Annotated in this window: 14 protein-coding genes; 5 read left to right on the forward strand and 9 right to left on the reverse strand. The window is 53.3% G+C overall.

Features of this window, described 5'->3' with window-relative positions:
• Positions 1–24: 24 nt before the first annotated feature.
• Positions 25–1623 carry a peptide ABC transporter substrate-binding protein gene (locus M2418_RS25060; protein ID WP_192489337.1) on the reverse strand — a complete coding sequence of 533 codons (1599 nt, stop codon included), beginning with the start codon at positions 1621–1623 and terminating at the stop codon, positions 25–27.
• Positions 1624–2318: 695 nt separating this feature from the next.
• On the opposite strand from M2418_RS25060, the gene M2418_RS25065 reads away from it, so the two are divergent.
• From M2418_RS25065 to M2418_RS25075, 3 genes are read left to right on the forward strand one after another with little or no spacing between them, the layout of a single operon-like run.
• A complete protein-coding gene (locus tag M2418_RS25065) occupies positions 2319–3812 on the forward strand; it encodes a CHASE3 domain-containing protein (RefSeq protein WP_250985722.1) in 1494 nt (497 codons plus the stop codon).
• A complete protein-coding gene (locus M2418_RS25070; RefSeq protein WP_192489338.1) occupies positions 3809–4246 on the forward strand; it encodes a response regulator in 438 nt (145 codons plus the stop codon). The genes M2418_RS25065 and M2418_RS25070 overlap by 4 nt, the downstream gene beginning before the upstream one ends.
• An 8-nt stretch (positions 4247–4254) precedes the next feature.
• The gene (locus M2418_RS25075) at positions 4255–5289 is read left to right on the forward strand and encodes a sensor histidine kinase (RefSeq protein ID WP_259149763.1); all 1035 of its coding nucleotides are present in this window, start codon (positions 4255–4257) and stop codon (positions 5287–5289) included.
• Positions 5290–5369: 80 nt separating this feature from the next.
• On the opposite strand, the gene M2418_RS25080 is transcribed toward M2418_RS25075, so the two are convergent.
• The 3 genes from M2418_RS25080 to M2418_RS25090 all read right to left on the reverse strand — a co-directional run bounded on the left by M2418_RS25080 (position 5370) and on the right by M2418_RS25090 (position 8845).
• Positions 5370–6968 carry an ABC transporter substrate-binding protein gene (locus M2418_RS25080; protein ID WP_259149764.1) on the reverse strand — a complete coding sequence of 533 codons (1599 nt, stop codon included), beginning with the start codon at positions 6966–6968 and terminating at the stop codon, positions 5370–5372.
• Between the two features lie 91 nt (positions 6969–7059).
• Positions 7060–7689, reverse strand: a complete 630-nt coding sequence (locus M2418_RS25085; RefSeq protein ID WP_259149765.1) for an SGNH/GDSL hydrolase family protein — start codon at positions 7687–7689, stop codon at positions 7060–7062.
• A gap of 7 nt (positions 7690–7696) precedes the next feature.
• A complete protein-coding gene (locus tag M2418_RS25090) occupies positions 7697–8845 on the reverse strand; it encodes a mandelate racemase family protein (protein ID WP_192489342.1) in 1149 nt (382 codons plus the stop codon).
• 353 nt (positions 8846–9198) lie between these two features.
• Here M2418_RS25090 and M2418_RS25095 point away from each other — a divergent pair, with 353 nt between their 5' ends.
• Positions 9199–9582 (forward strand): RidA family protein, encoded by a 384-nt coding sequence (locus M2418_RS25095; protein WP_250985717.1) that lies wholly within the window; start codon positions 9199–9201, stop codon positions 9580–9582.
• A 1-nt stretch (position 9583) separates the two neighbouring features.
• The gene (locus M2418_RS25100; RefSeq protein WP_275642476.1) at positions 9584–10723 is read left to right on the forward strand and encodes a PLP-dependent cysteine synthase family protein; all 1140 of its coding nucleotides are present in this window, start codon (positions 9584–9586) and stop codon (positions 10721–10723) included.
• A 284-nt stretch (positions 10724–11007) separates the two neighbouring features.
• On the opposite strand, the gene M2418_RS25105 is transcribed toward M2418_RS25100, so the two are convergent.
• From M2418_RS25105 to M2418_RS25125, 5 genes are all read right to left on the reverse strand, one after another.
• Complete coding sequence (locus M2418_RS25105) at positions 11008–11793, reverse strand: ABC transporter permease (RefSeq protein ID WP_250985716.1); 786 nt, start codon at positions 11791–11793, stop codon at positions 11008–11010.
• On the reverse strand, positions 11790–12968 hold the full coding sequence (locus tag M2418_RS25110) for an ABC transporter permease (protein ID WP_259149766.1): 1179 nt from the start codon (positions 12966–12968) through the stop codon (positions 11790–11792). Before M2418_RS25110 ends, M2418_RS25105 begins: the two co-directional genes overlap by 4 nt.
• On the reverse strand, positions 12965–14029 hold the full coding sequence (locus M2418_RS25115) for an ABC transporter ATP-binding protein (RefSeq protein WP_259149816.1): 1065 nt from the start codon (positions 14027–14029) through the stop codon (positions 12965–12967). Before M2418_RS25115 ends, M2418_RS25110 begins: the two co-directional genes overlap by 4 nt.
• A 109-nt stretch (positions 14030–14138) precedes the next feature.
• Positions 14139–15179 (reverse strand): ABC transporter substrate-binding protein, encoded by a 1041-nt coding sequence (locus tag M2418_RS25120; RefSeq protein WP_250985714.1) that lies wholly within the window; start codon positions 15177–15179, stop codon positions 14139–14141.
• Between the two features lie 116 nt (positions 15180–15295).
• Positions 15296–15844, reverse strand: a complete 549-nt coding sequence (locus M2418_RS25125) for a cupin domain-containing protein (RefSeq protein WP_192489347.1) — start codon at positions 15842–15844, stop codon at positions 15296–15298.
• Between the last annotated feature and the right edge of the window lie 114 nt (positions 15845–15958).

The raw sequence follows: 15958 nt of genomic DNA on the forward strand, positions 1-15958 counted from the left end.
GGGACGCCGCCGTGCCACTTATTGTTACTCAGAGATGCTCAGGAAACGGCTCAAGTGCTCGTTTGCGGCATTATCTTCCCAGCCCTTTACGCGGCTGGAAACGAGCCAAAGATCAGCCTGAGTCAGAAGCGGAGCAACCGGCTGCTCGCGAGACAGGATAGCCTCTGCTTCGTGCAGGATTTTTGCACGCGCAGTCATGTCGGCCTCTTCATACGACTTCTTCATCAAGGCATCATATTCATCATTCTTGAACTTGCCGTAGTTGAACGTCGTATTTGTGGAAACCGAAAGCGCAAGGAAGTTTTCAGCGTCGGCATAGTCAGCAACCCAGCCAGCACGGGCTACGTTGAACTTGCCACCTTCCTGCAGGTAAGCGTAGTGCGAGGACACGTCGAGGTTAACCAGGGAAACCTTGGCACCGAATGTGTTTTTCCACATATCCGCGATAGCGGTTGCCACACGCTCGTGGTTCGGGTTGGTGTTGTAGCGGATTTCGATTTCCAGCGGCTTTGCGCCTTCACCGTAACCGGCTTCCTTCATCAGTTCGATAGCCTTGTCTTCGCGATCAAGCTGTGAGAGCGAAGCAAAGTCGGCCTTTGATGGCTCACCATAGCTGTCGATACCAGGAGGAACCATGGAGTAGGCAGGAACCTGCGAACCGCTGTAGATTTCCTTGGCAAGGAAGTCACGGTCAACGGCCATGGACAGGGCCTGACGCACGCGAACATCGCTATAAGGCTCCTGGCGGGTGTCGAAAGCGTAATAATAGGTGGCCAGCGTCGGCGAAACGTGAACCTGATCGCCATAGGCCTTTGTCAGGCGGTCGATCTGATCTGCCGAGAAGTTGTAGGCCAGATCCATTTCCTTGGCTTCAAAACGGCGAACCGATGCAGCTTGGTCCTCGATCGGGTAGAAAACGACCTTATCGATCTTTACGTTTTCTGCGTCCCAGAAATTCTCGTTCTTAACAACAGTCAGGCTGTCGTTTGGAACGTGTGCCTGAAGTTTGTAAGCGCCGTTGGACACCATCACGCCGGGCTTAACAAAGTCCTTGCCGTTCTTTTCAATGCTTGCCTGCGAAACCGGCAATGCAGTCTGGTGAGCCAGAAGCTCGAGGAAGAATGGCGTCGCACGCTCAAGCGTGATTTCGAGCGTCTTTTCGTCCACGGCCTTTACCCCAAGTTCGTCAACAGGCGCTTCACCCTTGTTGACCTTCTCGGCATTCTTGATCGGATAAAGAATATTCGCGTATTTCGCTGCAGTCGCCGGGTCTTCAACGCGTTTGTAGGAGAAAACGAAGTCCTGCGCGGTTACAGGCGTTCCATCCGACCACTTTGCGTTGGCACGCAGCTTGAAAGTGTAAACGGTGCCATCATCAGAAACGGTCCAGCTTTCTGCCGCACCAGGGATGATCTTGCCGTGAGCATCGTAAATCGTCAAACCTTCATAGAGGTCTTTGACAATGAACGCTTCGATATTGATCGAAGTCTGCGCCTGATCGAGGGTCTGTGGCTCACCCGAGTTGCCACGATGAAGAACGGTCTCAGCCAAGGCTGAACTTGCGCCAATGAGGAGGGAACCGAGCAGAACAGCTGCTCTTGTTGTTGTTTTGAATGAGTTCATTTTTTATCTCCCAGATTTTTCGAGGAATGGGCAAGGAATGACAGTTTTGAATGGAAAGCAAGATACTTCCCATCGAATGACATCAATTCAGCGCTGAACCCGCAGCATTTAATCCCTCATAGGTTGCATAAGTGTATGGTCATTTATTTGAAGGCAATTTATACAAAGCGCCTGAGTGGATAACACCGACGACGAAAACAGCCGTGACGCGCAACAAAAATTCAAACGCCCACTAGAGTTCGCAACAATAGGCGATTCACCCGGGCGCTCTTGAAACATTCATACCCACTGCAACGTTTCAGTCAACGAGACACAAATGACAACAGGCCTGAAATACAGTTTTGGATTGTACTGTGCTCGCAAAATCGGCCGTACAGTTTTCCACAATTCGGTACGCATTTTTTCCGCCCCCGGACCAAAAAATGCGCCAAAGCCCACTGCACAGCAGAGATGAGACGATGCCTGCCTGACAAATCGCAGCATCGAACAAAAAAATCGAGCAGCGCATGGAACGAAAATACGCTCCACGCGTTATTTTGGGTCGCATTAGGTGAAACGGGCAAGGACATGAGACGAACAACACTTCATTAGATAACCACGCAACATTCTTGACAGAAGTGTGATACGTCCCTCCCTCATATCGACCCTCCCCTTGCCTCTAGATATTTGAGGCACTCACCCGACCCGGATTTTTCATGGCACGAATCACAAACTTTGCACGATCAACCCTGCTCATGCTGGTCGCAGGCATTGCTCTGCTTATCGTTATGGTTGGTTCATCGTTATGGCTCGTTAACGCCAACAATGATTATTCCCGGGAAATTCTTCAGCTTCGCACCATCCGCGCGCACGTTCTTAACATGCTGACATCCATGCAAGACGCTGAAACTGGCCAGCGGGGTTATTTACTTTCGCGTGATGAAAAATATCTCGAACCATACAACGAAGCAATGGCGCGACTGCCGGATATCAGGCCGAAGCTGCGGGAAAGCCTTTCCGACAACCCGGTACTTGCCGCAAAGCTGCCAGAACTGGACAAGCTTACAGACGCAAAAATTGAAGAGACAAACCGCACGCTTGCCCTGGCCGAGAACGGCGATTTTGACGGCGCTATCTCGCTACTCAGGACGGATTCTGGTCTCCGGTACATGGATGAAATTCGCGATATCCTCTCCACCTACCAAACCACGGTAGACGACAGGTTACGCATCATTGTTTCTGAGCAGATTGATATCGCGCGAATATTGCAATGGCTAACAATAACAGCTGCTATTGCCATACTGGGCGTTGTTGGTGGTGCGCTTGCGATCATCGTCCAGCACATTCGTGCTCTTTCAAGCGCTCAGGAGGAACTGGCATATCTTAACAAGGGGCTGGAAGAACGCGTGAACGAACGCACCGAAGACCTTATTCGCGCCAATCAGGAAATCCAGCGTTTCGCCTATATCGTTACCCATGACCTGCGTGCGCCACTTGTCAATATCATGGGATTTTTGAGCGAGTTTGAAAGTTCGGTCAAACACCTCACCGCCTATGTTCTGGCGGATGAAAAAAAGCCTGACGAGCAGGACATTCGCAATGCTCGCCTTGCCGTAGAAGAAGACCTGCCGGAGGCAATCACCTTCATTCGTTCATCGACGCGCAAGATGGATCAGTTGATCAATGCCATCCTGAAGATATCCCGCGACGGACGCCGCAAACTAACCCCTGAAAAGATAGACCTTCAGTCCTTGTTGGATACGGCATCAGCCAGCGTCCATCACCAGGTCACCAGTTCAGGTGGCGATATCTCCATTTCGATGGACGTGCGTCACGTTATCAGCGATCGCATTTCGCTAGACCAAATCTTTGGCAACCTGTTCGACAACGCAGTTAAATATCAGCAACCTGGTCGACCCTTGCAGCTTTCCGTCAGAAGTTACAGCAATGGACATGGCCGTGTGCGCATTGACATCAAAGACAATGGTCGCGGGATCGGACGTCAGGACCTGGAACGCATCTTCGAACTGTTCCGGCGTGCGGGTGAGCAGGACCAACCAGGCGAAGGAATTGGACTTGCCCACGTCCGGTCACTAATAAGAAATTTAGGAGGAGACATTACGGTGGATTCTGAACCAGGCAAAGGCAGCACTTTTAGGCTGATTTTGCCTTCAGATTTGACCAAAATCCCAAGGAGTAACGAGCTATGAAAGCTTCTGGCCAGGAAGTCACTATCGTCATGATCGAGGACGATGAGGGACACGCCCGTCTTATCGAGAAAAATGTCCGCCGCGCCGGCGTCAATAACGAGATCGTCCCCTTCACCCTGGGCAAGAAGGCGCTCGACTACATCTTGGGCGAAAACCGTGATGGTCTGCCGAGCAAGGACCGCTATCTGCTCATTCTGTTGGATTTGAACCTGCCGGACATGTCAGGCATCGATATCCTTGAACAGATCAAGACAAATGAACACACGCGCCGGCTTCCGGTCGTGGTGTTGACAACAACTGACGACGAACGTGAAATCCAAAAATGTTATGACCTTGGCGCAAACGTCTATATTACCAAACCGGTCGATTATGATGGATTCGCGACCGCCATCCGCAATCTGGGCCTGTTTTTCTCCGTTATTCAGGTGCCTTGAGGAATTCAATGCCGGCTCGCATTTTATACATTGACGACGATCCGGCATTGGCAAGGCTGGCGCAGCGTATTCTTGGCCGCTACGATTACAGTGTAACTCATGCAGCCTCCGTTGCAGCCGGCATTGAGGCCTTCATGGCCGACACCTATGACGCCGTTGTCCTGGACCATTATTTTCAGGACAAGACTGGCTTACATTTTCTAGAGGAAATTGGGTGTAAATCTACACTGGTTCCCATTCTCTATGTAACAGGGTCCAGCGATGCGCAGATTGCAATTAACGCGCTTAAGGGCGGCGCTGCGGACTACGTGATCAAAACGGTAACCGACGACTTTTTCCCGCTCTTGGCCAGTGCCATCGATCAGGCACTGAACAATGCCAGACTACGACGGGAAAAGGACGAGGCCGACCGGTTGCTGATCGTTGCGAAGGAACGGGCAGAACTGATGGTGGCTGAGATGAACCACCGTGTAGCCAATAGTTTGTCACTTGTTTCGGCCATGATCCGCTTGCAGACCAACACCGTCATCAGTGATGAAGCCAAGAACGCGCTTCAGGAAACCCAAAGTCGCATTGCAGCGATCGCTGGCGTTCATCGCAGTCTTTACACCTCGGAAAATGTCGGCGCTGTCGCCCTCGATGTCTATCTCGGCGCTTTGATCGACGACCTGCAACGCACCGGTGGCGCATCCCCTGAGATCATTGTTACCACCGACCTGAGGGCAGTGTTTGTCACCGCCGATCAGGCCGTGGCGCTGGGTGTGATCGTGACCGAACTGGTCTCCAACGCCCTCAAATATGCCTACCCGGAAGGCAAGGGACAGATTGGAGTCACGTTACGCCAGACGGAGGACAACCAACTTCAGCTGTGTGTCGATGATGACGGGATCGGTTTCAATCCGTCGGAACCTCCCAAAGGCACCGGTCTTGGTACCAAGCTTATCAAGGCAATGTGCAAGACACTGGATGCGACACTGGATTACGATGAGAGTGCACCCGGCGGGCATGTTCGCCTGACCTGGGCAGTACCGGTCGTAATCTAGCGACACAGGTTTCATCCCGAAAACAGAAAAGGCGCGTGGTAACACGCGCCTTTCTTTGCCTTTGGGAGGATAAGGCGGGATCAACGATCCTTGCTGATGCTTTCAAAACGCGAAAGCCAAGGGCTGACAATCATACCTTTCACGTCACTGCGGAAAGCAGCGGTATCAACGACTTCCGAGAACGGCTGGATCGACATGACGATTTCATCCATGTAGGTCTGAATGTCCTCGTAGAGCTTGCCCTGCTTGGCGATATCACGCTCAAGCAACGCATCTTCGATCATCTTGTTCAGCTTCTCGTCGTAAAAGCTGGTGCGCCATCCCTGATAGTTGGTCAGCTTTGCATCGTCTGCGTTATTCGGGTTGTAGGCGATAGAACGCAGATTGTTGTCAGGGTGTGGCTGCTGACCGCCACCACCGCGACCAAGCAGCAGTTCAAACTTACGCTCACGCATCGCACCGTAAATCTGGTCGCCGGAACCGCTGATGATTTCAGCCTGAATACCGGCCTGTGCCAGTGTGTTCTGGATGGCTGTTGCGGCTTTCATGAACGGATCTTCGGAGAGAACACGCAGTGTGGTCTTGAAACCGTTCGGGAAACCACCCTCGGCCAACAGAGCCTTGGCCTTTTCGATATCCAGCTTGTAACCTTCATCCGGTAACGAGCCGAGGAAACCGGTGCTGATCGGGCGCTGATGCAGTTTGCCGTAATACGGCATGATTGCCTTGTCGAGACCTTCGTAATCGATCAGGTAACGCAGTGCTTCGCGCACTTTCTTATTGGCGAAACGTTCGTCTTTCATCGAGACGCTGAGGTAATAGAAGCCCGAACCGGGCGTCGATTCAATGGCGATATCCTTGTCTGCTTCAAGCGAACGCAGGTCAGGTGCCTGCAAGGAATACGCGACGTCGATATCGCCCTTTTCAAGCATCAGGCGCTGGGATTGTGATTCCGGCAGATGGCGCATGAGAACGCGCTTCATCGCTGGCTTCTCACCCCAGTAGTCGTCATTGCGGGTAAGAATGATAAATTCGTTCGACTTCCACTGTGTCAGTTTGAATGGTCCCGAACCCGCCGAATTCAGTGTCAGCCAACCAGCGCCAAGATCGCCGTCTTTTTCATTGGCCAGAGCTGTCTTGCTGTCGATGATGGAGCCTGGACCGTTCTGGGCAAGGATCATCAGCAGCAGGCTCGGGTCATCCGGCTGCGGCAGGTTGAGGACAAATGTGGTGTCATTTTCAGCAACAAACAGCTTGTCAGCGTTCTCAACCTTGTAACCACGGGTCTTGAGGAACGAAGACTGCGCAAGATTGCGAACAAGCAGACGCTTCAGGCTCCAGGCAACGTCCTGTGCAGTCACGGCATTGCCGGATTCAAACTTGGCATCGCTGCGCAGATGGAAGCGAATGGACATGCGGTCTTCGGCGACTTCCCAACGCTCTGCGAGACGCGGCTGGATGCTGCGGTCTTCTGGCGACAGAATGACCAGAGTGTCATAGGTATTGTTGAGAACCTGAACGGTTTCACGGCCGGTGATTGCGGCGGGATCAAGCGTCAGGATATTGCTCATTGTTGTCGCAACGACGAGCTGATCCTTGGGTGTTTCGGCAAACGAATTGATTGGCAAAGCACCGATCAAAAGCGCGCCGAGGGCCGCGGTAGCAAGAAAGTGTCTCATATTTCCTCCCAATTTGCCGTTTCCTTTGGAATGACGGCTCTCCAAGTTTTCAATATACAGACCGGCCTGTTCCTCCACAGGCCCGGATGGATCAGCGAAGGATCTCACCAACAGGTGCTGCCAGTGCTTTTCCTATCTTTGCAGTTTCGTCAGCCTCCAGATGAACACCATCAACCGGGGATGACTTTGCTACAGAACCAGCATCGAAGAAGAAATGGCCAAGTTCTGCGGCAAGTTTGCGATAAAGGGGGCCAAGACGCTGCGATTCCGCGATATCGCGACCAGCGGCGGGAACGCCGCTCGCACCGGCAACACAGGCAGGTGGCGCAACGATCATCAACTTCGGTTTTGCATCACGCGGCTTGTAAGGAAACGTATCAACGATCTGCGCAAGCCGGCGGATGCCGGTCACGGCGGGCTCGGCACGCCCGCCATGGGTTGGCTTGATATCATTTGTGCCAAGCATGATGATGACGAGGTCCAGCGGCATATGGCTTGCCAGCGCAACTTCCAGCGCCTTGGCACCATTGCGGCAGGCCGGCCCGGCATGGTCATCATAACATGTGGTGCGGCCGCCAAGCCCTTCTGAAAGGATCTTCGCCTGGCCACCCAGTTCTTTTTCCAGCACATCCGGCCAGCGATAGTCGGCCGGATGGCGCAGGCCGGTCGTTGGGTCGGCACCCCATGTAAGACTGTCTCCGAATGCAAGAACCGACTTCATGATGCGATCACCGAACCCTGTTGTTCTCAATGAAGTTGAAGTCGATGTCTTCACCGAGACCCGGACGATCCGGCACATGGACGTAACCGTCACTATCCATCGGGTCTGACAGCGACTTCAGATAATCGTGACCGTCGTCATATTCGAGGAATGGATGCAGCAGGCCACGCTCGTACCAGCGGCAATTCTTGGTCGCGGCGACCACATGCAGGTTCATGGCGGTATTGCCGTGCACTTCGCATTCAACGCCGAATGCTTCCGCCAGATGCATGGTCTTCAATGCTGGCGTAATACCCCCGACATCGTTGACACCCGTTCTGAGAATGTCGCAAGCACCTGCCTTCAGCCACTCAGCGCGATGCCAATGTTTGCCGGCTGCACTTTCTGGCCCGACAACCGGAATATCGAGATTATCGGCAAGCCACTTGTAGGACGACATGGATTGCTCATCCATTGGTTCTTCAATCCAGTCGAAACCAAGCTTTTCAAGTCCGCGGCCCAGCGCCAGCGCATCGGTGCGCGAATACCAGTGAAACGCATCGATCATCAGGCGAATATCAGGACCAACAGCTTCGCGAACTGCAGCGCACGCCTTCAGGTCCATTTTCACGTCAGGCGCCCAGCTGACAGGCGGCATCCAGGTGTGCAGCTTGATGCCCTTGTAGCCACGCTTGACCAGCGTTTCGCCAAACCGACCGTAATCTTCCGGAGTCGCCAGTCCACCTTCAAGTTCGTCACCACACATGATCGAACCATAGGCGAGAACCTTGTCGCGATAACCGCCGATCAACTTGTATACAGGTGTGTTCAAAGCCCGGCCGGCAAGATCCCACAATGCGCAGTCCACGACCGCCAGAGTGCGATCTGTCAGCTGCGCGGCAGAGCCGCGCTGCCAGTGCGCAAGGTCTTGCCACAAGCGTTCACGATCACGGTAGTCCTGACCGATCAGTACCTTTTTCACGAATTTTTCGATGACATGCGGGCGCACAATTTCAGGCGCCGTAAATGAGTGGCCTTCCAGACCATCCTCGGTGCGAATGGTGAGCATGGCCTGCTCCACCTTATGCGCGGGTCCGGGATGTGCATGACCGGCACTATCCGAATGGCGACGGGTCGTCGTTTGGAAAACGCGCACTTCGACGTCGGTGATGATCATAATTCCTCCCGTATGCAAGCATGGGCGCAGCACGCCCTCATCATTCTGCCTGACATAATTAGACAGAAATATCAGATTTTGTCAAATCTGTACGACAGATTTTTTATTCTGGATGACAGGTTGGTCTACATCATTGGAAAACCTTAAAAAAACCTCCAACCTCGCCCGGACAGCTGCAAACAAGTCTGGAAAAATCATCTGCAAACGGTGACGTAATTGGCTTTGGACAAGCCTTCACATGCGATAACGTTGACAGGTCGCAGTGTGGCATCACCATATTGCGCGGCAAGAATCATCGCAGTGACGCCACCGCTGCGACACCAACGTCCGACAAAACCATAAGTGAGATTTCAATGAAGCCTGTTTCCACCGACGCCGCACCAGCCGCCATTGGCCCATATTCACAAGCTATCGCCGTGAACGGACTGCTTTTTGTCTCAGGACAGATCCCAATCGACCCGGCCACCGGTGAATTTTCGTCCAACGACCCGGTTGAACAGACCCGCCAGTGCCTGCGCAATCTCGCAGCCATTGCAGAGGCCGCTGGTACGGATCTTTCCAGAACCGTCAAGACAACAGTGCTGGTACGCGACCTGTCGCGCTTTGCAGACATTAACGCCGCCTACGCAGAATTCTTCAAGGCGCCCTTCCCTGCCCGCGCGACCTTCGAGGTTTCGGCGCTGCCAAAGGGTGCCCAGATCGAAATCGAAGCTGTCATCGCCCTCAAGGACGCCTGACATGACTGACATGTGTTGCGAACATCACTTTGAACTGCCGATAGCAGCGGCTGACCGCGAATGGACGCGACGCGCATTGAATATTCTGCAGGGCGATGGACATCGCTCTGCAGACACGCACCTCGTCAAACCGATTTTTCCCGGCCTGAAAAACATCAGCGTATACCTGAAGGACGAAAGCACACACCCGACGGGCAGCCTCAAGCACCGTCTGGCACGCTCTCTTTTCCTTTACGGGATTTGTAACGGCAGAATCGGTCCGGGCACAACGCTTGTTGAGGCATCTTCCGGCTCGACCGCAGTCTCAGAGGCCTATTTTGCGAACCTGCTGGATCTCCCCTTCATCGCCGTCATGCCGCGCTCCACCAGCCCGCAGAAAGTTGAGGCGATCGAGCGCTTCGGCGGCAAGTGCCATTTCGTAGACCATGCTGGCGACGTCTATTCCGTGGCGCAGAAACTCGCCACTGAATCTGGCGGCCATTATCTGGACCAGTTCACCAATGCCGAAAGAGCAACGGACTGGCGCGGTAACAACAACATTGCCCAGAGCGTGTTCGAACAGATGCAATATGAGGGTCATCCCGTCCCGGACTGGGTAGTGATGAGCGCTGGCACAGGCGGGACATCGGCAACGATTGGTCGGTTCATCCGCTACAAGAACCTCGAAACGCGCCTCGCGGTCGTCGATGTTGAGGGTTCTGCCTTCTATGATGCCTGGGCAAGTGGCGACATGGAAAAAACTGCTCCGGGCAGTCGCATTGAAGGCATTGGCCGACCACGCGTCGAGCCTTCCTTCGTACCCGGCGTGATCGACCATATGATCCGCGTGCCGGATGTCGCTTCAATTGCTGCCGCCCACGTCCTGTCCGACCGGCTTTTCCGTCGTGTTGGTGGTTCAACCGGCACAAACTTCTTCGGTCTTTTGTGCATTGCCAGCGAAATGATGCGCCAAGGCAAGGACGGATCACTCGTATCCCTGATCTGTGATAGCGGAGACCGTTACTCCGCAACCTATTACAATCCGAAATGGATTGAAGAGCAGAAGCTGGACATCAAGCCGTGGCGTGAGCGCATTGAGGCATTCATCGACCACGGCACACCACTAAAGTATTCCACACAGCAATCTGAGCCCAGTACATGAGAAAACGGCCCAAAGGGAAAGTCGCGAAGTTTCTCTTTGGGTCGCTATCAACCTCGTTGGAAGTTGGCTGTTTTCTAAGGTTGCTGATCAACACAGAACGACCGACGACGAAATCATTGCCGCCAGCCTTGACACCCGTAAATGTGAGAATAGCCGGGTACGGATAAAGGCAAATCCTCCACAAACAGAACTCGTCCTTTCGAGGGCTTTGGAACGTCCTCTTCACCACAAAGTGTCATGTTATTGCGTCACTAACGAAGGACGGCAGCGCAGGTGACTTGTCTTTACGCCCGCGGGCTCTTTTTTTGAGCCAAAAGGACCAGTCCCGCTATGAGCACGGTTCCCACAATGAACAGCAATGCTGCAGCAGCAATTGCAGGGCTGATGTTTTCCCTGATTGTCGAAAACATCTGGCGGGCAACAGTGCGCTGATTGGGGCCCGCGACGAACAGCGTTAGAACAACTTCGTCCAGGGATGTGGCGAAGGCGAAAACAGCACCCGACACAATACCCGGCATGGCAAGCGGCAAGGTCACTTTCTGAAGGACGACAACTGGCGATGCGCCAAGGCTTGCTGCGGCATTCTCAAGCCGTCGATCAATGCCTTGCAGCGCCGCAGTAACGTTGACCACGACGAATGGGATAGCAATAACAGTGTGCGCGATGATAACCCCAACATATGTGTTGGCGAGACCATACTGAGCAAACATCAATTGCATACCCACCCCCAACACGACTGCCGGAACAACCATTGGTAGGAGGAACAAAGTCCGGAAGAAACTAAACAACAGCGAAACTGATTTTCCTCGCAATCCAAGAGCTGCAACAGTTCCCATGATGGTCGCTAAAATAGTCGTTCCGCTTCCAATCAAAAGACTATTGATTATGGACCGACGCCACGCGTCAGCCGTGAACAACTCATGGAACCACCTGAATGAAAACCCAGGGATGGGATAGTTGAGAAATATGCTGTCTGTAAAAGCGAGCGGAAGAATTGCGAACAGCGGTGCCATAAGGAAGAAAATTACGGTCGATCCGAATACGGCTTTGCTGGCGGTAAGCGTTTTCATGTGCGCGCCTCCTCGGAGGAAAGGCGAAGGTATACAACATAGAGGATCATCGTTGCTGCCAAAAGAACCATACCGAGAGCGCCAGCCATGCCCCAGTTTGCCGCGCCAGTCGCGTAATAGGCGATAACCGAGCTTATCATCTGATCTTGTGCTCCACCGATAAGCGCAGGCGTGATGTAATAGCCGAGAGCACTCATGAAGACGAGCAGCGCGCCTGATACGACACCGCGAAGGCTGAGCGGAAGTAAAACCAACAGGAATGCGCGGATAGGTGAAGCGCCTAATGAGGCTGCCGCTGGCATAAGGTTCTTGGGAATACCGATAAGAACGCTAAAAATTGGTAGGACCATGAAAGGTAGGAGCACATGGGTCATCGCAATAACAACGCCGAGCCGGTTGAAGATCAGAGGAACAGGCCCGCTCGTCAATCCAAGCGTTTGAAGAGTCAAGTTGATGAGACCGTTGTCCTGAAGGATAATGTACCAGGCGGCAGTGCGCACCAACAATGAAGTCCAGAGTGGAAGAAGTACAGCTCCCAGAAGCAGTTGGCGTTTCCACCCGGTCGTTGATGCAGCAACCATTGCGAACGGCAAGCCCACGGCGATGCAGCAGATTGTCACGATGCCAGCCATGATCAATGTACGGATCAGCGTAGTGCGATTGGCCGAGGTACCCTCTGGAGCGTTCGCAATGTTGCCGCTGGCGTCTCGTTGCAGATCGACAGCTGCCAGCAGGTTTCTGTCTGTAAGGGAAGCGCTCGCGGCGTCTTGGACGGCGATCCAGAATGCCGGGTCGCTCCACCGCGCATCAACGGACACCAAGTCGGTAACTGTCTGGTCAGCTACAGCATTACGTGTCTTGGTCATCAGAGTGCGGAAACCGGACTTAGCACTGTTCAGTCGACGGACGAGATCACCAAATAACTGATCGTCACTGATATTACGTATATCAGCGGCCAGCGACGCTTGTGCCTCTGAAGAAGGTGTCGATGACCGATCCCAACCTTCCAACGCCTCTGAAACCGTAGGAAGAGCATTTGACGCGACCGGATCAGAAACAGCGGACTTCATCATCGTGAAGAGAGGCGCCACGAAGAAGAAAACTAGAAAAATTGCGAGTGGTGCAATGAGCGCAAACGACTTGGTTTGTTTGGAGAGCCACGATGTTTGCGTCATGTGACGATCCAACATTGTTCGGGGCTGAACGACGCTACAATGTCTTGCCCAATCTCTGGAGCCACTGCCTTTCGATTGGCTTTGACGACAAGCCTCCGACCACCAGCATTGACCTCCACTTGAAGATGGTCTCCGTGGTAGACAATGTCAGTCACTCTCACCTTGAGCTCGTTTTGGCCCTCACCGACCGCGCCGAGCTCAATACGTTCTGGGCGCACCGATACCTTAACGTGCTTTCCAGGTTCATAAGTTGCGGTAGAAGCTACCTTTATCGGCTGACTGCCTTCCAACGTAACGTTAAGAAGGCCGTTAGATGAAGACGTCACCTTTCCAGAGAGAAGATTTGTTTCTCCAATAAACTCGGCGACGAACTGAGTTCTTGGCCTGTCGTATATTTCCGACGGACCTCCGATTTGCTCAATTTTTCCATGATTGAAGATAGCAATCCGATCCGACATTGTCAGTGCTTCTGTCTGGTCGTGCGTAACGAAGACAATGGTAAGCCCCAAGCGGTGATGAAGATCGCGAATGTCCATTTGCATCTGCTCGCGAAGCTTTTTGTCGAGAGCGCCCAATGGCTCGTCCATCAAGACGACCTCTGGTTCGAAAACCAATGCGCGGGCCAAAGCAACGCGCTGCTGTTGCCCACCGGACAGTTGTATGGGCTTGCGTTCCTGAAACGCACCGAGCTGAACCATGTCGAGCGCCTTCGTCACCCGTTCAACGATCTCACTCCTGGAGGCGCCACGCATTCTCAACGGAAACGCCACATTCTCAGCAACGGTCATGTGGGGAAAGAGTGCATAGTTCTGAAAAACGACACCCATATTTCGCTTATGGGGTGGAAGGGAATCGACGCGCTTACCAGCTACGGAGATCGCACCGCTGGTCGGGCTCTCAAACCCTGCCAGCATCATGAGAAGCGTCGTCTTTCCAGACCCGGAAGGCCCAAGCATACTGACGAACTCGCCCTTGCCGATAGACAAGTCTAGATTATCAACGACAGTCATGATGCCGAACGCTTTGCTGACTTTGTCGAAATTTATAAACGCGTCGCTCATCATAACCTACGCTCGTATTGGATAACGCAACCTCCCTCCTCTCTCTGATGAGGGAAGGTCCGTTGCCCTTTTTCGGGCAACGGATATCAGGACATGAAAAGGCTGGCGCTTACTGCGCGAGCCAGGCGTTGAAGCGTTGCGTCAGCTCCTCCGCGTTGTCGGTCCAAAAGTCTACATCAAGCGGGATTGCGTCACTAATGTTTGCCTCAGTCGTCGGAAGTTCTTCCTGGAACTGCTGAGGGACCAACTTGGTCGCTCCCAGGTTGGGCAGACCATAAGCAATATACTCGGGCAGCTTGGCCTGATTTTCGGCCTTGCTCGCATAGCTAATGAAATCCATGCCTGCGTCCTTGTTTGGGCTGTCTTTCAAAATCACCCAGCTGTCGATAGCGTAGATGCTACCCGGGAACACAAAGCCGAACTTCTTGCCTTCCGAGCGGTTGATACCGCTGATACGGCCATTGTAGGCCGTGGTCATGACCACTTGTCCCGACGACAGGAGCTGCAGTGGCTGAGCGCCTGCATCCCACCAAATGATGTCGGCCTTCAATTCATCGAGCTTTTTAAATGCGCGATCAACACCACCTTCACCACTGAGAACGTCGTAGACCTCTTTGGCAGGTACACCATCAGCCATCAGAGCGAACTCGAGAGCGTATTTCGGACCCTTGCGGAAGCCGCGCTTGCCAGGAAACTTCTTGGTATCCCAGAAGTCTGCCCAGGTCTTTGGGGCTTCCTTCAGTTTTTCTCCGTCATAAGAGAGACCAGTCGACCATACGATGTTGCCAACGCCGCAGTCACTGACCGCGGCAGCAAGGTAGGCGTCCTTACCGCCAAGTTTTTCCCAGTCGATTTTTTCATATATGCCATCGGCGCAACCCAGCGCCAGTTCTTCAGCCTCAACTTCGACGACATCCCAGTTGGGCACGCCAGCCTTGACCTTGGCCTGCAAAACGCCGTAGCCACCATCCCAACTTTCGTCGAGAACCGGCTTACCAGTTTCGGCTGCATAGGGTTCGAAGAAGATTTTACGCTGAGCATCCTGAAAGTTTCCACCCCAAGACACGACTGTCAGATCACGTGCCTGCGCACTCAAACTGCCTGCCATCAGGATGGTGGATGCAATGATTGTAGCTTTAAAGATTTTCATCGGACGCTCCCCTTTGTGTTATCGACCGGCCAATAGGAAAGCACGTTTCCAAACTTTGAAAAGCGGGGTTAACCACCTTGTTCACTATACTCACCACCCTTCTGCAGGTTTGAACATCAGTAAGTCGGTGGTGTAATAGCGCTCAGGATTTCGCTAGGCCCTTCATCAACATTGCGGAAGCGATGGGGAAGCCTGCTATCAAAATAATATCCGTCCCCAGGCTTCAGGACCTTTTTAACATTGCCCACAGTGATCTCAACCATTCCCGACAGCACCATGCCCGCTTCCTGGGCTGCGTGAGTGAATTCCTCGCCGGTGTCTGCACCAGGCGCGTAGCGCTCATGCAACATCAGGAGTTGCCGGTTGGGATGGTCCAGTCCGATAACGCGATATGAAATTGTATCAACCTTTCCAATCTCCACGAGGTCTGCGGACGAGTAGAAGGGTGAATACGGCAGACTGGATTGCAGATCAGAGAAAAAACCGGGAAGTGTTGTACCAAGTGCATCCAGAACCGCACCAAGCGTATCTATAGACGGGCTCATCCGGTCACGCTCGATCAAGGAAATCGTCGAATGCGATATTCCCGAGCGCGCTGCCAGCTCCCTAACGCCCAAGTCTCGGCGGCGGCGGAGCTCTCGAAGTTTACTCCCAATTTTAGGCATCAGTCAGACCCTTCTGTTTCAGCATGCGGACGACCATGACACCCCAAGCCCGGGTGAGATACCCAGCCCCAGCAAATACACTTCATGTGGTGAATATAATGAACAAGTGGTTTA

The organism is Rhizobium sp. BIGb0125 (assembly GCF_024810055.1).
Taxonomy (GTDB): domain Bacteria; phylum Pseudomonadota; class Alphaproteobacteria; order Rhizobiales; family Rhizobiaceae; genus Agrobacterium.